Below are 18,803 nucleotides of genomic sequence, written 5' to 3'. Positions count from 1 at the left end.
GTCAGAAGCCCACCAGTCCCGATGCCAAGTCGGGGATGTCGAGTGATCGCAGGGCTTCGTCACGGACGTCGGAGCAGTTGTCGATGGTGATGTCGTCGATGATCGAGCGGTTCTGCACCACCTGCAGGTTGATGACTCCGCTCTGCGCCGCCCATGTCTGCACGACGATGTTGAGCCCACCGCGGCCGAGCGTCGGCCCCTGGATTCGCCATTCCTGCAGTTGCTCACCGAGATCGGTGCACAGCTGCTGCTTCTGCTGGTCGGTGATCGTGTCACCGGCAGCAGCCGCATCGGTGGTGGTGACCGGGGCCGTGGTCGTGGTGGTCAGCGACGCGGACGATCCGGTATTGGCGGAGTCGGTGCCGCACGCTGCCAGACCGACGACGGCAGCCGCCCCCAGGACGGCGGCGGCTGCACGGCGAGAACTACGAAGACCAGGTTTCATGGCACCGAGTGTGCCACCTGCAGGTGACCGATCAGTAGCTGTGCTCGGGACCGGGGAAGACTCCGCCGCGAACCTCGGCGAGATACGTCGCAGCGGCGGTCCGCAGTTCGTCTCCGACGTTGCCGAACTTCTTGACGAACTTGGCGGTCTTGCCGTTGGTGTAGCCCGCCATGTCTTGCCAGACCAGCACCTGGGCGTCGGTTTCGTTGCCCGCTCCGATGCCGATGGTCGGGATGGTGAGCTTGCGGGTCACCTGGCCCGCGATGTCGGCGGGCACCATCTCCATGACGACGGAGAATGCTCCTGCCTCCTGGACGGCGATGGCGTCGGCGACGAGCTGCTCGGAACCGTCACCGCGGCCCTGCACGCGGAAGCCGCCGAGGCCGTTCACGCTCTGCGGTGTGAAGCCGATGTGCGCCATGACCGGGATACCGGCCGCGGAGATCGCGGCGATCTGATCTGCGACGCGTTCGCCGCCCTCGAGCTTCACGGCGTGCGCGAGGCCTTCCTTCATGAATCGGGTGGCCGTCGCGAGTGCCTGCTGAGGCGAGGACTCGTAGGTGCCGAACGGGAGGTCGGCGACGACGAGTGCGTTGGGAGCTCCGCGGACGACGCCGCGAACCAGAGGCAGCAGTTCGTCGATGGTGATCGGCACCGTCGTGTCGTAGCCGTAGACGACGTTCGCTGCCGAGTCGCCGACGAGGAGGACCGGAATGCCCGCTTCCTCGAAGATACGGGCGCTCGAGTAGTCGTACGCGGTGAGCATGGCCCACCGCTCGCCGTCGGCCTTCATCTGCAGCAGGTGATGGGTGCGAGTCTTGCGGGTCAAACCGGAGACGGACGCATCGGACGAGCCGTACACAGAATCGTTGGACATCTTTGTCCCTTTCGGTTCCTCGAGGCCCGCCGTGCGGGTCCCCGGGATGGGGTTGATGACGACCTCAGTCTGCCACCGGCACGACCGACGCCGAAGCGCACCCGGACGTGCAATTCGTCACACTCTCCGTCTGCCGTCGGTGATCGGCATGCGTCGATCCCGACCGAACGCCTTCGACGTCACCTTGGTTCCGATCGGATACTGCCTCCGTTTGTGTTCGGCCGCGTCGACCTTGGCCACGATGTCGGCGACGTCCACGGGATCGAAGCCTGCCGCCACGATGTCGTCCTCACCCTGATCGCAGTCGACGTAGCGGAACAGGATCGCGTCGAGCCGGTCGTACTCCGGGAGCGAATCGGTGTCGAGTTGATCCGGGCGCAACTCTGCCGACGGAGGCTTGTCGATGCTCGCCTCCGGAATCGGGGGCACCTCGCCGCGTCCGACCGCTGCGTCGTTACGCCACCGCGCCAGCTCCCACACCATGGATTTCGGTACGTCCTTGATGGGGGCGAACCCGCCGACGGCGTCGCCGTAGATGGTCGAATAGCCAACGGCAAGTTCGGATTTGTTGCCGGTGGCGAGAATCAGATGTCCGGCCGAGTTGGAGAGCGCCATCAGAACGATGCCGCGGCACCGCGCCTGAACGTTCTCCTCCGCGACGCCGGAGAGGCCGAGCTGGTCCGTCACCGACCGCACCATGTCGACGATCGACTCGATGCCGAAATGCAGCCCGGTGCGCGACGCAAGATCGTTCGCGTCCGCGAGCGAGTGGTCCGAGGAGTACTGCGAAGGCATCGCGACGCCGTACACGGACTCCGCTCCGAGAGCGTCCACGGCGATCGCCGCGACCACAGCGGAGTCGATGCCACCGGACAGGCCGAGCGCCACCGAGGCGAACCCGTTCTTGTGGACGTAATCGCGCAACCCGGTGACGAGTGCCGCCCACGTCGACGCCAGGTCGTCCGAGGGTTCTGCCACCGATCGAGGTAGCCGATCCCACCCGCGGACGAGGAGATCCGGCACGGTGTTCCGGTCGATGGACCATCCCGGCGGTGGGCCGCCGTCGGGACGTCGCGCGTCGGAGACGTCGAGGTCCACGCACAGCAGGTGTTCGGTGAACGCCGGGGCACGGCCGAGGATGGCTCCATCGGCGGCGACGACCATGCTGCCGCCGTCGAACACGAGCTCGTCCTGACCACCGACCAGATTGGCGTAGACGACGGGTACCCCAGCCTCGGCTGCCCGCCGCTGGACCACCGACAAGCGGACCTCCGCCTTGCCGCGCTCGAACGGACTCGCATTCAGGCACAGCAGCACGTCGACTCCGGCCGCCGCGTACGCGGGAACCGGCCCGCCGGGCTGCCAGATGTCTTCGCAGACAACGATTCCCAGGCGAACATCGTTCACCTCGGTGATGCTCAACCGCGTTCCGGGGGCGAAGTATCGGAGCTCGTCGAAGACTCGGTAGGTGGGAAGCGCGTGCTTGTCGTACCGCGACACGACGTCGCCACGGAACAGAACGGCGGCGCTGTTTCTCGATCCCACCGCATCGCGGTCGAGGTACCCGACGACGGCGACGACGTCACCGCATCCGGCTCGGTCGAGTGCATCGGCGAGGTCGCGCAGAGCGTCGCGCGACGCGTGCGCGAACTCCGGGCGAAGCGCGAGGTCCTCCACCGGATAACCGGTCAGGGCCATCTCCGGAAACACCACGACCTGGGCGCCTTCCTGGGCGGCGCGCGACGTCCAATCCACGATCAGCTCGGAATTCGCGGTGAGGTCACCGACTGTCGGGTTGATCTGGGCAAGGGCTGTTCGCAGTGCCTGCACGACTGGAAACACTAGTGCCGCAGACTGCACCTCGCCCGCTCTGGCACGATTTCACCTCATGAGCGTCTCCTCGGATCCGACAGCACGTACCCGCCACGGACGGCGTCACGGACGAACGGTGGCGACAGCCCTCGGTGCTGTCGCGGTGACGGTGGCTGCCGGCTGCGGGAGCGTCGACGTCGAGTCGGGCACGCCGCTGCCGGAGAACACTGCGTCGGCGTCGCCAGGTGCCGGCGTGATCCCAGCAGGTCTCGAGCGTTATTACACGCAGGAACTCGACTGGGGATCGTGCGACGACTACAACACCGATGGAACCGTGCTCGGAAGTTCCGTCGAGTGCGCCCGTGTGACCGTTCCGCTCGACTACCAGGACCCGGACGGCCCGACAGCACAGATCGCGGTGTCCCGCGTGCAGGCGTCGGGGGAGCGCACCGGATCCATACTGTTCAACCCGGGCGGACCCGGGTCGTCCGGTTTGTACCTCGCCACCCAGGCCGAGGACACCGCACTCGCGGAGAACTTCGACCGAATCGGCTTCGACCCCCGCGGAATCGGCGCGTCGACGCCCGCAGTTCGGTGCCTCACCGCGGAGGAAACCGACCTCGAACGCGCCGAGCCGGACGTCGACGTCTCGCCCGAAGGCATCGCCGCAGTGGAGAACGATCATCGCGAGTACGCCGCGAAATGCGTCGAGCGAACAGGTGCCGACGTACTCGAACACGTCGGTACCCGTGAGGTCGTGCAGGACATGGACATCATCCGATCGGTTCTGGGCGACGAGAAGCTCACCTACCTCGGCTATTCGTACGGAACGCGGATCGGCGCCGCCTACGCGGAAGCGTTCCCGGACAGAGTCCGCGCCATGGTTCTCGACGGTGCACTCGATCCCGAGCAGAGCCCCGTCGACGAGGCCGTCGAGCAAGGAGCTGCGTTCCAAGGCGCATTCGAGGCGTTCGCCGAGGACTGCGCACAGAGCGAGGCGTGCCCTCTCGGGCCGGACCCGGCCGCCGCGGACCGGACGTTCAGGGAGGTCGTCGACCCACTGATCCAGACGCCCGCCGCCACCACGGATCCGCGCGGACTCGGTTACGACGACGCGATCACCGGAACGCAGCAAGCCCTGTACTCGCAGAGCCTGTGGCGGATCCTGCGTGTGGGCCTGGCGGAACTGCAGGAGGGCAGGGGAGACACCTTGCTCCGCCTTGCCGACACCTACAGTGGCCGTCTCGACGACGGCACCTACTCCAATCTGGACGACGCGTTCAACGCCATCCGCTGCGTCGACGATCCACCGACCACCGACCGCGCCGAGGCCGGAGAAGCAGACCGACGGTATCGGGAAGCTGCTCCTTTCCTCGACGACGGACGCGGAACCGGAAACGCACCGCTCGATGTCTGCGCGTTCTGGCCCGTCCCCAACACCAGCACTCCCTACACGATCTCGGCCGAGGGACTTCCGAAACTGGTCGTGATCTCGACGACCTTCGACCCGGCGACGCCGTACCAGGCAGGCGTCGAACTTGCCCGTCAACTGGACGCGGACCTGATCACGTTCGACGGGGCCCAGCACACGGTTGCGTTCTCCGGCGAGAACTGCGTCGACGAACCGGTGGTCGACTACCTCGTCGATCTGACCCCGCCAGGTAACGATTTGGTGTGCTGACGGAACTTCACGGGTGTTCTTCCCCAGGTGAGAGCTATCCGAAGTGAGACCGAATTCACGATGTAACACAGATTTAACGCGGTTTGCTTAGTCTCGCGGACATGGATCGCCAAAAGGAATTCGTGCTCCGGACACTGGAGGAGCGGGACATCCGTTTCGTCCGCCTGTGGTTCACCGACGTTCTGGGGTACCTGAAATCCGTCGCGATCGCGCCGGCGGAACTCGAAGGAGCGTTCGACGAAGGCATCGGCTTCGACGGCAGCGCCATCGAAGGCTTCGCACGCGTCTCGGAGGCCGACACCGTCGCCAAGCCGGATCCGTCGACGTTCCAGATCCTGCCGTGGTCCACGAGCAAGGGCCACCAGCACTCCGCGCGCATGTTCTGCGACATCGCGATGCCCGACGGTTCGCCGTCCTGGGCCGATTCGCGCCACGTGCTGCGCCGTCAGCTGAGCAAGGCCGCCGACCTCGGGTTCAGTTGCTACGTGCACCCCGAGATCGAGTTCTTCCTCCTCAAGGACAGCCCCGAAGACGGGTCTCCGCCCACGCCTGCGGACAACGGCGGCTACTTCGACCAGGCCGTGCACGACTCGGCGCCGAACTTCCGTCGCCACGCCATCGACGCGCTCGAGTCGATGGGTATCTCGGTCGAGTTCAGCCACCACGAGGCAGCGCCCGGTCAGCAGGAGATCGATCTCCGCTACGCCGACGCGCTGTCGATGGCCGACAACATCATGACGTTCCGCTACGTGGTCAAAGAGGTCGCGATCGAAGAGGGCGTCCGCGCGACGTTCATGCCCAAGCCGTTCAGCGACCAGGCCGGCTCGGCGATGCACACTCACATGAGTCTCTTCGAGGGAGACGCCAACGCGTTCCACAACCCGGACGATCCGATGCAGTTGTCGGAGACCGGCAAGTCGTTCATCGCAGGCATTCTCGAGCACGCCAACGAGATCAGTGCCGTGACCAACCAGTGGGTCAACTCCTACAAGCGTCTGGTCCGCGGCGGTGAGGCACCGACGGCGGCGTCGTGGGGCCCGGCGAACCGATCCGCTCTCATTCGCGTCCCGATGTACACGCCCAACAAGGCGTCCTCGCGTCGCGTCGAGATCCGAAGCCCTGATTCTGCGTGCAACCCGTACCTGGCCTTCGCGGTGTTGCTCGCTGCCGGTCTGCGCGGCATCGAGAAGGGCTACACGTTGCCCCCCGAGGCCGAGGAAGACGTGTGGGCACTGACGTCCGCCGAACGGCGTGCGATGGGCTACAAGGAGCTTCCGGGCAATCTCGATCAGGCCCTCAACGCGATGGAGAACTCGGAGCTCGTCGCCGAGGCTCTCGGCGAGCACGTCTTCGACTTCTTCCTCCGCAACAAACGTCGCGAGTGGGAGGAATACCGCAGTCATGTCACCCCGTACGAATTGAAGGCGTACCTGGGGTTGTGAATCGGACGGGCGCCGATGGGCTAGGTTTTACCCGTTCGAGGTAGTTTCCCCCGCGGTGAGGTGAATCAGGTGTCACGCCAGAGTCGAGGTGTTCGCTGATGGTGCGTCCACCGACGTCACGTTCGGTTGTTCCCGGCGCAGGACGGCTGGGACTGGTCGAATCCACCGCGCCCACCGACCTCCGCACGCTCGGATGGGTGGACGAGGACAGCCTCGAACTGTTGTGGTCGCTCTCGCGGGCAGCCAACGCCGACCTCGCGCTCCGCACCGTCGTCCGGTTGAACGATGCACTCGGTGACAAGTTCGCCGAGTTGGACTCCGCACTGCGGACGGACAAGGGTCTTCGCGGTCGGCTCTTCGGGTTGGTGGGTGCGTCGAGCGCCCTCGCGGACCACCTCGTCTCCGATCCGCAGGCGTGGCGCCTGCTCGCCTCGCCCGACGGCAAGTCCACCGGTCGGATAGACCTGCCGAGCAAGCAGCAGCTCACCGAACAGTTGCTCGCAGCGGTGCAGGCTAGCCCGGAGACCGGGGAACATGCGTCCCCCGAACTGTATCGAGCATCCATCACCGGACCGGAAGCCGTTGTCGCGCTGAGGAAGACCTACCGCGACCAGGTGATGGTGCTGGCGGCCGCCGACCTGGCCGCCACCGTCGAGAACGAACCGGTTCTGCCGTACCAGCTCGTCGGCAATCAACTCTCGGACATGGCCGACGCCGCCCTCACCGCAGCTCTCGCCGTGGCCATCGCCACCGCCTGCCCGGACAAACCGTGCCCCAGCCGCATCGCCGTCATCGCGATGGGCAAATGCGGTGCCCGAGAACTGAACTACGTCTCCGATGTCGACGTCGTGTTCGTCGCCGAACCCGCGGATGCAACCGCCAGCCGGATCGCAGGCGAAATGATGCGAATCGGCTCATCCGCGTTCTTCGAGGTCGACGCTGCGCTGCGCCCCGAGGGCAAACGCGGCGAACTGGTGCGGACACTGGATTCGCACGTCGCCTACTACAAGCGCTGGGCCAAGACGTGGGAGTTCCAGGCGTTGCTCAAGGCACGTCCGATGACCGGAGACATGGAACTCGGGCACAGCTACGTCGCCGCGTTGAATCCGATGGTCTGGCTGGCGTCGCAGCGAGAGGACTTCGTTCCCGAGGTTCGGGCGATGCGCCGTCGGGTCGAGGAAATGGTCCCACCGGAACTGCGCGAACGAGAGATCAAACTCGGACGTGGCAGCCTTCGCGATGTCGAGTTCGCCGTGCAGTTGCTCCAACTCGTGCACGGCCGCACCGACGAGTCGTTGCGCGTGCTGGGGACGACCGATGCGCTGACGGCGTTGACCGACGGCGGGTACATCGGCCGCGACGATGCGGCCAATCTCACTGCGTCCTACGAGTTCCTGCGCCTCATCGAGCATCGCCTGCAGCTGCAGCGGATGAAGCGAACGCACACCTTGCCTCCGCCCGACGACGAGGAAGCATTGAGGTGGCTGGCACGGGCCGCACACATGCGGCCCGACGGCAACAGAGATGCGCTCGGCGTGCTGGCCGCGGAGATCAAGCGCAACGCGCAGCGGATCCGCAGGCTCCACGCGAAACTGTTCTACCGGCCGTTGCTCGACTCGGTGGTCCGATTCGACTCCGACACGGTGCGGTTGACGCCCGACGCCGCGATTCGGCAGCTCGCAGCGCTCGGATACGCGGCACCGGAAAATGCACTCGGGCACCTTCGCGCGCTGGTCGGTGGGGGAGCGCGGCGCGGTCAGATCCAAGCGGTGCTGTTGCCGACGTTGTTGGAGTGGCTCGCCGACACCCCGGATCCGGACGCTGGGTTGCTCAACTATCGTCGACTGTCCGAGGCGGCGAGCGAGCAGACGTGGTTCCTGCGCACTCTGCGCGACGAGGGTGCTGTGGCGCAGCGTCTGATGATCGTGCTCGGTTCGTCCGCATACGTCCCGGAACTGCTGATCAAGGCGCCCGAGGTCATCCGTCTGTACGCGGACGGTCCCAGCGGACCACGTCTGCTCGACGCCGAACCCGAGGAGACGTATCGCGCGATCCTGTCGTCGTCGGGACGCTACGAGGACCCGGTCCGCGCAATCAACGCCGCACGCGCTCTGCGCCGTCACGAACTCGCTCGCGTCGCCTCCGCGGACATTCTCGGCATGCTCGACGTGCCGCAGGTCTGCCGGGCACTGTCGTCGGTGTGGGCAGCCGTCATCAACGCGGCTCTCGCCGCGGCCGTTCGGTCCAGCGTCGCCGAGCGGGGCGAGCCGGCACCGGCAACGCTCGCGGTCATCGGAATGGGGCGACTCGGCGGCGGTGAACTCGGCTACGGCAGCGACGCCGACGTGTTGTTCGTGTGCGAGCCGGCGGAAGGCGCCGACGACAGCGCTGCAGTCAAGTGGGCCAACGGTATTGCCGACAAGATCCGCAAGCTGCTCGGAGCGCCGAGCACCGACCCGCCGCTCGAGGTCGACACCGGCCTTCGTCCCGAAGGTCGCAACGGCCCCGTGGTTCGTACGCTCGCCTCCTACGAGGCGTACTACGCCCAGTGGGCGCAGGCATGGGAAGTTCAGGCGCTTCTGCGTGCTCACCAGGTCGCGGGTGACGAGGACCTCGGCATCCGGTTCCTGCTGATGGTGGACAGGATTCGCTACCCGGAAGGCGGGGTGTCTCAGGACGCTGTCCGCGAGATCCGACGGATCAAGGCGCGCATCGACTCCGAGAGACTGCCCAAGGGCGCCGACCCTGCCACACACACCAAACTGGGCCGCGGCGGGCTGGCAGACATCGAGTGGACCGTGCAGCTGATCCAGCTGCGACATGCACACGACGTCAAGTCATTGCACAACACGTCCACGCTGCAGAGCCTGGACGCCATCGGTGCAGCAGAGCTGATGAGCGAAACCGATGTCGAATTGCTGCGCGAAGCATGGATTCTCGCGACGAAGGCCCGCAACGCGCTCGTCCTCGTCCGTGGCAAACCGACCGACCAGCTGCCTCGACCGGGCCACGTGCTCTCCGCGGTGGCCAAGGTCGCCGGCTGGGACAACGGCGACGCCGGAGCCTTCCTCGACAACTACCTGCGAGTGACGCGTCGCGCCAAGGCAGTGGTGGAGCGGACCTTCGGAGCGTGAAGGCCCGCCCGTCCGTCACTGCGCGGTGACGAAGCCCTCCGACACCAACCAGTCGCGGGCGGCGTCGGCGGGCTCGATGCCCTCGACGTCGACCTGCCGGTTGAGTTCGGTCATCACCTGATCGGTCAATTTCTCCGAGATCGGTGCCATGACCTCGGCGACCTGTGGGTGCGCGTCGGCGAAGGCCTTTTTCATCACCAGGGCCGGATTGTACTTGGGGAAGAACGCTCGATCGTCCTCGAGCAGAACCAGATCGAGGGCGATGATGCGCCCGTCGGTGGTGAACACTTCACCGAACTTGCACTGTGTTCCGTCTGCGGTGGCCTGGTAGATGATGCCGGTCTGCAGGATCTGGCGCGGCGCGGCACCGGGGTCGAACTCGTACTTCGCGGCCATGCCCGGATATCCGTCCTGACGGACGTTGAATTCGGTTTCGACGCACGTGGTTGCCGCTGCCGGGTCGGTGCGGACCAACTCCGCGTAATCCGACAGGGTGCGGATCCCGGTCTGCTCGGCTGTCTGCCTGTTCATCGCGAGGGCATAGGTGTTGTTCATCGGGGCGGGCACGGCCCACACCATGTCGTTCGCTTCCAAGTCGGCATCGCGGACTGCTTCGTACTGCTGCTGCGAGTCGGGAAGCGGAGTTTCGTTGCCCAGGTAGTTGATCCACCCCGTTCCCGTGTACTCGTACGTCAGATCGATCTGACCGGCGAGCTGCGCCTCCCGGGTGCTGTTGGACCCTTGGATGTTGGTGAGGTCACGGACATCGGCGCCTGCCGCGGACAGTGCGAATTCGATGATGTAGCCGAGGGTGATCTGCTCCGTGAAGTCCTTGGATCCCACAGTGACCTTGACGCCGTCCAGCTCCGGGACGGGCTCGATACTGCCGGGGCCGACGGCCAGAGGCAGAGCGCCTCCGGATTCGAGGCCGCACCCGGTCATCAGTGCGCCGCACAGGGCGACGGCAACGGCGGTCCGTCTCATGCTCGTCGTTCTTCTCATCGCAGTCCCCGAGGTCCGAGGAACTGCTCCGCCAATGCGCCCAGCCAGTCGATGAACAACGCGAGCGATACCGCCAGCACTGCACCGACGACGAGAGTCACGTTGTCGCGCAACTTGTATCCGGTGTCGATGAGAATTCCCAACCCACCTGCGCTGACGAGGAAACACAGCGTCGCGGTGCCGACCGCCAGGACCAGCGACGTACGAAGACCAGCCAGAATGTAGGGAACGGCCAACGGGAACTCGATTCTGCGCAGCACCGTCATCGGCGACATGCCCTGGCCTCGACCGGCGTCGATCAACGTCCGGTCCACTTCCTGATAACCCAGAATCGTGTTGCGCAGCACCGGAAGCAACGAATAGAAGGCGATGGGCAGCACACCGATCCAGAATCCGGTCTGTCGCGTGGCGAGATAGAACAGGACGAGCAGGCCGATGGCAGGAGCGGCGGCACCGATGTTGGCGATGCCGACGAAGAACGGGGCTAGCTTGGTGTACCCCGGTCGAGTGAGTACCGTGCCCAACGGAACTGCCAACGCAACGACGATGACGACCACGGCCGCCGTGATCAGGATGTGCTGCCAGGTCAGAGTGAGAATGTTCGAGACGCTGATACTGCCCTGCTGCGTCGCCGTGAGATCACGACTGAAGGCCCAGATCAGCACGCCCGCGACCAGCACCACGACGAGCGCCGGTTGGACCAGCAGCCGAATGCGCTCGGCGCGTTTGGATGCGCCGCGCTCCGAGGCACCCTCGTCGGGTTCCGTTTCCATGTCCGGCGCCTCGGGCGTGGACGTCGTCCGTTCTGCCGTGGTCATGACTGGCTGACCTGTTCTTCCTGGTCGTCGTGATCGTGCTCGTGCGCTTCGCGCATCTTCTGCAGATGCCCGACGAGCGTGTCGATGGAGATCAGACCGACGTATTCCCCGCGTGGGCCGGTGACCACCGTGGACGCCGTGCTCTCGGCGAGCAGTGCTTCCAGTCCGTCCTGCAACGTCGACTGGATGGAGACGAGTTCGCCGATCGGAACGCCGACGCCGCGCAGCGACGATGCCGTCGCCAGATGACCGGGGGAGACCCACCGGAGCGGGCGGTTCCGGTCGTCGAGAATCAATCCCCACTGCCACTTTCGTGACGAGATCTTGGTGCGAATGTCGTCGACCGGATCGGATTCCCTGGCCGTCGGGCATTGCAGCAAGCGGACGTCACGAATTCTGGTCAGCGTCAACTGTTTCAGGGAAGCATCCGCACCGACGAATCCGGCGACCGTGTCGTTCGCAGGGTTGGCGAGAATGGCCTCGGGCGTGTCGTACTGCATGATCGACGACTGGTTTCCGAGTACCGCGATCCTGTCGCCGAGCTTGACCGCCTCGTTGAAGTCGTGCGTGACGAACACGATGGTCTTGCCCAGCTCACTCTGCAAACGCATCAACTCGTCCTGCAGCAGACCACGGGTGATGGGGTCTACCGCACCGAACGGTTCGTCCATGAGCAGTACCGGGGGATCGGCGGCCAACGCGCGTGCGACGCCGACACGTTGCTGCTGGCCACCGGACAACTGCCGCGGGTACCTGTTTCGGTACGTGTCCGGGTCGAGTCCCACGAGATCCAGCATCTCGTCGGTGCGCTCGGAGATGCGTTTCTTGTCCCAGCCGATCAGGCCAGGGACTGTCGCAACGTTCTTCGCGATGGTCATGTGTGGAAAGAGACCGGCCTGCTGGATCGAATAGCCGATTCCGCGTCGCAGTTCGTCGGCGTCGATGCTCAAGGCGTCCTTGCCGTCGATGGTGATGGTTCCCGACGACGGCTCGATCAAGCGGTTGATCATCCGCATGGTCGTCGTCTTACCGCATCCCGACGGACCGACGAACACGACGGTCTCGCCGGCGGGAACCGTCAGCGACACGTTGTCGACGGCGGCCGTGTCCTGACCGGGGTATCGCTTGCTGACCGAGTCGAGCACGATGTCGACTCCCGAGACGTGCTGGTTGGTTGAGTTAGACACGAAGACCCCTCGAGGTGGTGAGCTTGCCGACCAGGACGAGGATGCCGTCGAGGATCAGAGCAAGGATGACGATCAGAACTGTTCCGACCAGTGCTTGCGGGACAGCGTTGGGGCTGCCGACGCGCGAAAGTCCGGAGAAGATGAGGTTCCCGAGCCCCGGGCCCTTCGCGTACGCAGCGATCGCGAGGATGCCGAAGATCATCTGGGTGCTCACGCGCATACCCGCGAGGATCGACGGCCAGGCCAGTGGCATCTCGATTCGTGCCAGAACTCGCCCTCGGTTCAACCCGACGCCCTTGGCGGCGTCCGTGACCGCCGGGTCCACCGAAGCGAGCCCGATGATGGTGTTCCTGATGATGGGAAGCAGCGCGTACAGCACCAGTGCGGTGATCGTCGGCGCGACGCCGAGACCCAGGATGGGAATCAACAGGCCCAGGAGGGCGAACGAAGGAATGGTGAGCACGGTGCTCGCCAGTGCTGTGGCGATTGCCGAGCCTGCAGGGGAGCGGTACACGAGCACACCGATCGCGACCGCAAGAATCGTTGCGATGACGATGGATTGCACCACCGCCGAGACGTGAAGGTACGAGTCGGTCAGCAATTGTTGCCGCCTGACCGATACGAAATTCCAGAGCGTGTCCATTGTGGTGCTGCCACCCTCTTTTCCCGTTCACCGGTCTTTTTCGGTGACGACGGACAATCCGACCCATCGAGAATGGCTTGACGAGCGTGATGGCAAACCTTTTTTCAGAAAGTCGTTACCTTCCGTACACACGAAAACGCCCGCCCTGCGTGAACGCAGGACGGGCGGTTCGGTGTTCTGGACGAGCGCTTACGCGCAGATCACACGTCGTAGTAGAGCTGGAACTCGTACGGGTGCGGGCGCAGGTTGACCGGAGCGATTTCCTGCTCACGCTTGAGCGAGATCCAGGTCTCGATGAGGTCGGTGGTGAAGACGCCACCCTCGGTCAGGTACTCGTGATCGGACTCGAGGCGATCGATGACGGCGTTCAGCGACGTCGGTGCCTGAGGAATGTTCTTGGCCTCCTCGGGCGGCAACTCGTAGAGATCCTTGTCGACGGGAGCGAGCGGCTCGATCTTGTTCTTGATTCCGTCGAGACCGGCCATCATCTGCGCGGCGAAGTTGAGGTACGGGTTGCCCGAGCTGTCCGGTGCACGGAACTCGAGGCGCTTGGCCTTCGGGTTGTTGCCCGTGATCGGGATACGCACGGCGGCGGAGCGGTTGCGCTGGCTGTACACGAGGTTGATGGGAGCCTCGTAGCCCGGCACCAGGCGGTGGTAGGAGTTGATCGTCGGGTTGGTGAAGGCCAACAGCGACGGAGCGTGGTGCAGGATGCCGCCGATGTAGTGGCGAGCCAGGTCCGACAGTCCGGCGTATCCGGCCTCGTCGTGGAACAGCGGCTTGCCGTCCTTCCACAGCGACTGGTGAACGTGCATGCCCGAGCCGTTGTCACCGAAGAGAGGCTTCGGCATGAACGTCGCCGACTTGCCATGCTTCCATGCGGTGTTCTTCACGATGTACTTGAACAGCTGCAGGTCGTCGGCGGCTGCGAGCAGCGTGTTGAACTTGTAGTTGATCTCGGCCTGGCCACCGGTGCCGACCTCGTGGTGACCGCGCTCGAGTTCGAAGCCTGCGTTCTGCAGGTTGGTCGAGATCTCGTCGCGCAGGTCGACGTAGTGGTCGTACGGTGCAACGGGGAAGTATCCGCCCTTGGGGCGAACCTTGTAGCCGAGGTTGGGGCTGCCGTCGGCGTTGGCCTCGACACCGGTGTTCCAGGAGCCCGACACCGAATCGAGCTCGTAGAACGCACCGTTGATGCCGGAGTCGTAGCGAACCGAGTCGAAGATGTAGAACTCGGCCTCGGCGCCGAAGTAGGCGGTGTCGGCGATGCCGGTGGAGACCAAGTACTCCTCGGCCTTGCGTGCGACGTTGCGCGGGTCGCGGCTGTAGCTCTCACGCGTGAACGGGTCGTGCACGAAGAAGTCGATGTTCAGAGTCTTCGCGGCGCGGAACGGATCGACCTGCGCGGTCGTCACGTCGGGGAGAAGCATCATGTCCGACTCGTGGATGGACTGGAAGCCGCGGACGGACGAACCGTCGAAGGCCAGACCGTCTTCGAAGACATCCTTGTTGAACGCCGACGCCGGGATGGAGAAGTGCTGCTGGGTGCCGGGGAGATCCGTGAAACGGATGTCCACGTACTCGATGTTCTCGTCGGCGATGAACTTGATGACCTCTTCGGCCGTGGTGAACGCCACGCTTTTACTCCTTTGTCGAATTCCGTCGACCTGCACGTTATGGACCTGGTGTTGCCCACCAGTCAAGGCTGTGTTTCGCCCGTGTTACACGTCGTGCTCTCTGCATGTAACCGTGAGCGACGACGCACTGCGTCGTGCTCTCCCGAACACACTACGGTGACGGTGTCCGGGTCGGTCCCGCGCGGCGCCTATCCTGGAGTGCATGGCACGAATGACAGGTTCCTGGTTGTCCGGCCCGAACGCGGCGATGCCCGACGACGGAACCGAACAGAACTTCCCCGGGGAACGCCTCGGTCTCCCGCAGGACGGACCGGGTGCGGTTGCGGGACTCGGTCGACGAACTCTCGCGCTCCTGGTCGACTGGTTCATGTCGATGGGCATTTCCGCACTGATCATCAGCGTCACCGGTATCGGACAGTCGATGTCCACCATCACGCTTCTGGTGTGGTTCGTCCTCGGTGTTGCGTCCGTCAGCATCTTCTCGTTCACACCGGGACAGTTGATCGTCGGGATTCAGGTGGCCCGCGTCGACGCCTCTGCTCGAGTCGGCTTCGTCCGAGCCCTCGTCCGCACGTTCTTTCTCCTGTTCGTGTTCCCGGCCATCATCTCCGACCACGACGGCCGGGGCATGCATGATCGCGCCACCGGAACAGCGATGCTGCGCGGTCGGTGACCGCGCAGCATCGTCTTGGAGATATTGTTCGATCGTCAGCGGCGCTTGATGGTGCGCTGAACGCCCTTCATCTTCGCTCCACCGGGAATCGGGCCCTTCGGCATCGCCGGCCCACCCTTCGTTCCCAACGCCGACAGACGCGATTCGATGGTGTCCATGCGCTTGCTGTCGATGTTGTTGGGAAGCTTCGCCAGGTACTTCTGCAGGCCCGACAGCGGAATCTGATTGTCCCCGTTGCCGATGACGATGTCGTAGATCGGGGTGTCACCGACGAGGCGGGCAGTCTTCTTCTTCTCCTGAGCGAGAAGTGACTTCACGCGCTGAGGGGCGCCTTCGGCGACGAGAATGACACCCGGCTTGCCGATCACCCGGTGGACTGCGTCCAGCTGGGTGGTCCCGGCGATCGCGTTGGTGACGCGCCACGAGCCACGAAGGTTGTCGAGCGCCCAGGCAGCCGCACCGGCCTGGCCGTCGGCCTTCTTGTACACCGACTTCTGGACACGACGCCCGAAGATGATGAACGCGGCGAGCACGCCGAGGAGCAGACCGAACGGCAGCAGGAACCATTCGATACCGATGATCAAACCGATCAGAAACGCGATGACCGTGATTCCCACGATCGCGCCGATCATCAGCGGAAGAAGAGCCTTGTCTTCCTTCCGCTGCATCTGGAACGCCTGCCACAACTGACTGCGACGTTCTTTCGACGCCTGCTTCCGAGCGGCCTTCGCTGCTGCTTTCGCTTCTTTGCTGGGCTTACCTGCTTTGCCCGCTTTACTGCCGTTCGCCATGCTTCACAGGATACGTCCCGACATCCCGTCGTCATGCATCGCGCCGGGAGTGGATCAGCGAGCCGCCAGACGCGCCATCAGAGAACTGGCTTCCTGCGACGCTTCGCCGCCCTCGACCAGGTGCGCCATGCTCGCCGGCAGCTCACGTCCATGGTGCTGCATGGCCTGCGCGTACAGACGCCCGGCGCGGTACGACGAACGGACCAACGGACCGGCGAGAACACCGGCGAAACCGATCTCGGTGGCGTAATCGGAGTGCTCGACGAACTCCTCCGGCTTGACCCAACGCTCGACCGGGTGGTGCCGCGGGGAGGGACGCAGGTACTGCGTGATCGTCAGGATGTCGCATCCGGCCTCGTGGAGGTCGCGGATCGCTTCCTGGACCTCTTCCGGGGTCTCACCCATGCCGAGGATCAGGTTGGACTTGGTGACGAGGCCGTCGTTGCGCGCCGCGGTGATGACGTCCATCGACCGCTGGTACCGGAACGCGGGCCGGATTCGCTTGAAGATGCGGGGGACCGTCTCGACGTTGTGCGCGAGCACCTCGGGACGTGAGGAGAACACCTCGGCCAACTGCTCGGGGCGAGCGTTGAAATCCGGAATCAAGAGCTCGACGCCGGTGTTCGGGTTCAGCTTCTTGATGTAGCGGACCGTCTCCGCGTAGAGCCATGCGCCGCCGTCGGCCAGATCGTCACGAGCGACGCCGGTGATGGTCGAGTACCGCAGACCCATCGCCTGGACACTTTCCGCGACGCGGCGGGGTTCGTCGCGGTCGAGATCCTCCGGCTTGCCGGTGTCGATCTGGCAGAAGTCGCAGCGGCGGGTGCACTGCTCACCGCCGATCAGGAACGTCGCCTCGCGGTCTTCCCAGCATTCGTAGATGTTGGGGCATCCGGCTTCCTCGCACACCGTGTGCAAGCCCTCGCGTTTGACCAGCCCTTTGAGTTCGGAATACTCCGGACCCATCTTGGCCTTGGTCTTGATCCAGTTGGGCTTGCGCTCGATCGGGGTCTCCGCGTTTCGGATCTCGAGGCGGAGTAATTTGCGTCCTTCTGGGGCCACAGTCACGGTTTCGATGCTACGCGCCGAACTTCACGGTGGTGAACTGCGGGTTGGTGGAGACTTGTACCACATCGGGGCGCGCTACTGGGTGTTCGCTGACCAGCAGAGACCCGTCGAGAGCAGCGGTGACCGCGTCCACGACCGCAGGAATCACGTCGTCGACGGTCACCTCGCGGCCCAGCTCGCTCGTGAGGGACGTGACGCCCGCGTCGGCAATGCCACACGGGACGATGGCGTCGAACCCGGACGTCGAGGAATTGCAGTTCAACGAGAACCCGTGCAGCGTGACGCCGCGCTGCACGCGAACGCCGATGGCCGCGATCTTGCGCTCGGGCAGAAGAATTCCGTCTCGGACCTCGGAGGCGAGCCACACACCCGATCGCCCGTCGATGCGTCCGCAGTCGATGCCCAGATCCGTGCACACGGCGATCAGAGCCTCCTCGACACGACGGACGTACCGCACGACGTCGATCGGCTGCGCCAACTTCACGATCGGATAGCCGACGAGTTGGCCCGGGCCGTGCCAGGTGATCTTGCCGCCGCGGTCGACCTCGATGACCGGCGTACCGTCTCTCGGGCGATCCTCGGGCGACGTGCGCCGTCCCGCGGTGTACACCGACGGATGTTCCAGCAGCAGCAACGTGTCGCGTCCGACACCCTCGGCGCGCATGTCCGCGAGTGCGCGCTGGCGATCCCACGCGTCGAGATAATCGACCGTTCCGAGCCGGGACACCTCGATGGAGTCGGAACTTTCGCGTGCGGACACAACACCTTCGGTCATAACCGTCGACGTTACGCCGACCCTGCGCGCGAACGGAATCAGCTCCCGACGGCCGCGCGCAGCGCCTCGCCGACAGTGTTGTGTTCGAACGTGAACCCGGTGTCCTCGAGGACCTTCGGGATGGCTCGCGGGCCGGTGAGGATAGCTTCCTCGGCGAACTCGCCGATCACCAGACGAAGCGCGAATCCGGGAACCACCCAGGGTGCCGGTCGCTTGATCGCTCGCGCAAAGGCGCTGTTGAACTGAGCATTGGTGACCGGAGCCGGACCCACCATGTTCACCGGACCGCGCACGGCGTCGTTCTCGATGCTGTGGATGATCCCGCCGATCTCGTCCTTCAACGAGATCCACGGAAAGTACTGACGCCCGCTACCCAGACGACCGCCGAGCGCGAGCAGATACAGCGGGCGCAGTTTGCCCATCATCCCGCCGCGGCGCGACAGGACCACTCCGCTCCGGAGCATCACCGTTCGTACCCCTCCGGCGACGGCATCGGCCGTCGCGAGTTCCCAGTCGCGGCACACTTCGGCGAGGAACCCCTCGCCGACACCGTCCGATTCGTCGACGATGCGATCGCCGGTGTCGCCGTAGAAGTTGATGCCACTGGCGTTGACGAGAGTCGGGATCCCGTGCTCCGCACAGGCACCCGCCAACACCTCGGTGGGCGTGATCCGGCTGTCGCGGACCTCCTGCTTGTACGCACCGGACCACCGCTTGTCACCGATGCCGACTCCACAGAGATTCACCACGGCGTCACACGAGCGAAGTGCACGCTCGTCGACCGTTCCCGCCGGAGGATCCCACTGGAATTCGTCCGG

General features: G+C 64.9%; 16 protein-coding genes. 4 read left to right on the top strand and 12 right to left on the bottom strand.

Features of this window, described 5'->3' with window-relative positions:
• Position 1 precedes the first annotated feature (1 nt).
• From BH95_RS02035 to BH95_RS02025, 3 genes are all read right to left on the bottom strand, one after another.
• On the bottom strand, positions 2–445 hold the full coding sequence (locus tag BH95_RS02035; RefSeq protein ID WP_019666001.1) for a hypothetical protein: 444 nt from the start codon (positions 443–445) through the stop codon (positions 2–4).
• 31 nt (positions 446–476) lie between these two features.
• Positions 477–1,322 (bottom strand): 3-methyl-2-oxobutanoate hydroxymethyltransferase, encoded by an 846-nt coding sequence (gene panB / locus BH95_RS02030; RefSeq protein WP_019666000.1) that lies wholly within the window; start codon positions 1,320–1,322, stop codon positions 477–479.
• 117 nt (positions 1,323–1,439) lie between these two features.
• Entirely contained in the window at positions 1,440–3,152 is a 1,713-nt protein-coding gene (locus BH95_RS02025; protein ID WP_230594090.1) for an NAD+ synthase, read from the bottom strand.
• Positions 3,153–3,210: 58 nt separating this feature from the next.
• Between BH95_RS02025 and BH95_RS02020 the strand changes: the two genes are divergently transcribed.
• From BH95_RS02020 to BH95_RS02010, 3 genes are all read left to right on the top strand, one after another.
• Entirely contained in the window at positions 3,211–4,815 is a 1,605-nt protein-coding gene (locus BH95_RS02020) for an alpha/beta hydrolase (RefSeq protein ID WP_208601134.1), read from the top strand.
• Positions 4,816–4,916: 101 nt separating this feature from the next.
• Positions 4,917–6,257, top strand: coding sequence for a type I glutamate--ammonia ligase (gene glnA / locus BH95_RS02015; protein WP_019665997.1), 1,341 nt, complete (start codon positions 4,917–4,919; stop codon positions 6,255–6,257).
• Positions 6,258–6,355: 98 nt separating this feature from the next.
• A complete protein-coding gene (locus BH95_RS02010; RefSeq protein WP_037141891.1) occupies positions 6,356–9,391 on the top strand; it encodes a bifunctional [glutamine synthetase] adenylyltransferase/[glutamine synthetase]-adenylyl-L-tyrosine phosphorylase in 3,036 nt (1,011 codons plus the stop codon).
• A 15-nt stretch (positions 9,392–9,406) separates the two neighbouring features.
• Here the strand turns inward: BH95_RS02010 and BH95_RS02005 are convergent, their stop codons facing one another.
• The 5 genes from BH95_RS02005 to glnA (BH95_RS01985) all read right to left on the bottom strand — a co-directional run bounded on the left by BH95_RS02005 (position 9,407) and on the right by glnA (BH95_RS01985) (position 14,678).
• On the bottom strand, positions 9,407–10,375 hold the full coding sequence (locus tag BH95_RS02005) for a glycine betaine ABC transporter substrate-binding protein (protein WP_037160278.1): 969 nt from the start codon (positions 10,373–10,375) through the stop codon (positions 9,407–9,409).
• Positions 10,376–10,389: 14 nt separating this feature from the next.
• On the bottom strand, positions 10,390–11,166 hold the full coding sequence (locus tag BH95_RS02000) for an ABC transporter permease (RefSeq protein ID WP_051104930.1): 777 nt from the start codon (positions 11,164–11,166) through the stop codon (positions 10,390–10,392).
• A gap of 41 nt (positions 11,167–11,207) precedes the next feature.
• Positions 11,208–12,398 (bottom strand): ABC transporter ATP-binding protein, encoded by a 1,191-nt coding sequence (locus BH95_RS01995; protein ID WP_027498843.1) that lies wholly within the window; start codon positions 12,396–12,398, stop codon positions 11,208–11,210.
• On the bottom strand, positions 12,391–13,041 hold the full coding sequence (locus BH95_RS01990; protein WP_019665992.1) for an ABC transporter permease: 651 nt from the start codon (positions 13,039–13,041) through the stop codon (positions 12,391–12,393). Before BH95_RS01990 ends, BH95_RS01995 begins: the two co-directional genes overlap by 8 nt.
• Positions 13,042–13,241: 200 nt before the next feature.
• The gene (gene glnA / locus BH95_RS01985; RefSeq protein ID WP_019665991.1) at positions 13,242–14,678 is read right to left on the bottom strand and encodes a type I glutamate--ammonia ligase; all 1,437 of its coding nucleotides are present in this window, start codon (positions 14,676–14,678) and stop codon (positions 13,242–13,244) included.
• 202 nt (positions 14,679–14,880) lie between these two features.
• On the opposite strand from glnA (BH95_RS01985), the gene BH95_RS01980 reads away from it, so the two are divergent.
• Positions 14,881–15,351, top strand: a complete 471-nt coding sequence (locus tag BH95_RS01980; protein ID WP_019665990.1) for an RDD family protein — start codon at positions 14,881–14,883, stop codon at positions 15,349–15,351.
• A 35-nt stretch (positions 15,352–15,386) separates the two neighbouring features.
• Here the strand turns inward: BH95_RS01980 and BH95_RS01975 are convergent, their stop codons facing one another.
• The 4 genes from BH95_RS01975 to BH95_RS01960 form a co-directional block, all read right to left on the bottom strand.
• Positions 15,387–16,142: a DUF4191 domain-containing protein gene (locus BH95_RS01975; protein ID WP_019665989.1), complete on the bottom strand. Its 756-nt coding sequence runs from the start codon at positions 16,140–16,142 to the stop codon at positions 15,387–15,389.
• A 54-nt stretch (positions 16,143–16,196) separates the two neighbouring features.
• Complete coding sequence (lipA, locus tag BH95_RS01970) at positions 16,197–17,210, bottom strand: lipoyl synthase (RefSeq protein WP_026347929.1); 1,014 nt, start codon at positions 17,208–17,210, stop codon at positions 16,197–16,199.
• A gap of 10 nt (positions 17,211–17,220) precedes the next feature.
• A complete protein-coding gene (gene lipB, locus BH95_RS01965; RefSeq protein ID WP_037180801.1) occupies positions 17,221–17,985 on the bottom strand; it encodes a lipoyl(octanoyl) transferase LipB in 765 nt (254 codons plus the stop codon).
• 38 nt (positions 17,986–18,023) lie between these two features.
• Positions 18,024–18,803: TIGR01777 family oxidoreductase (locus tag BH95_RS01960; protein ID WP_037181056.1), on the bottom strand; the 780-nt coding region annotated here is incomplete at its 5' end.

It is taken from the genome of Rhodococcoides fascians A44A (assembly GCF_000760735.1).
GTDB lineage: Bacteria > Actinomycetota > Actinomycetes > Mycobacteriales > Mycobacteriaceae > Rhodococcoides > Rhodococcoides fascians_E.
Note: the sequence above shows the minus strand (reverse complement) of the source record. Positions and strands in the feature narration are given on the sequence as shown.

Excerpts from the sequence above, each read along its gene's own strand:
- lipB (WP_037180801.1), bottom strand. The coding sequence starts at position 17,985 with ATGACCGAAGGTGTTGTGTCCGCACGCGAAAGTTCCGACTCCATCGAG.
- BH95_RS01975 (WP_019665989.1), bottom strand. The coding sequence starts at position 16,142 with ATGGCGAACGGCAGTAAAGCGGGCAAAGCAGGTAAGCCCAGCAAAGAA.
- BH95_RS02035 (WP_019666001.1), bottom strand. The coding sequence starts at position 445 with ATGAAACCTGGTCTTCGTAGTTCTCGCCGTGCAGCCGCCGCCGTCCTG.
- BH95_RS01980 (WP_019665990.1), top strand. The coding sequence starts at position 14,881 with ATGGCACGAATGACAGGTTCCTGGTTGTCCGGCCCGAACGCGGCGATG.
- BH95_RS02000 (WP_051104930.1), bottom strand. The coding sequence starts at position 11,166 with ATGGAAACGGAACCCGACGAGGGTGCCTCGGAGCGCGGCGCATCCAAA.
- BH95_RS02020 (WP_208601134.1), top strand. The coding sequence starts at position 3,211 with ATGAGCGTCTCCTCGGATCCGACAGCACGTACCCGCCACGGACGGCGT.
- panB (WP_019666000.1), bottom strand. The coding sequence starts at position 1,322 with ATGTCCAACGATTCTGTGTACGGCTCGTCCGATGCGTCCGTCTCCGGT.
- BH95_RS01990 (WP_019665992.1), bottom strand. The coding sequence starts at position 13,041 with ATGGACACGCTCTGGAATTTCGTATCGGTCAGGCGGCAACAATTGCTG.
- BH95_RS02005 (WP_037160278.1), bottom strand. The coding sequence starts at position 10,375 with ATGAGACGGACCGCCGTTGCCGTCGCCCTGTGCGGCGCACTGATGACC.
- glnA (WP_019665997.1), top strand. The coding sequence starts at position 4,917 with ATGGATCGCCAAAAGGAATTCGTGCTCCGGACACTGGAGGAGCGGGAC.
- BH95_RS02010 (WP_037141891.1), top strand. The coding sequence starts at position 6,356 with ATGGTGCGTCCACCGACGTCACGTTCGGTTGTTCCCGGCGCAGGACGG.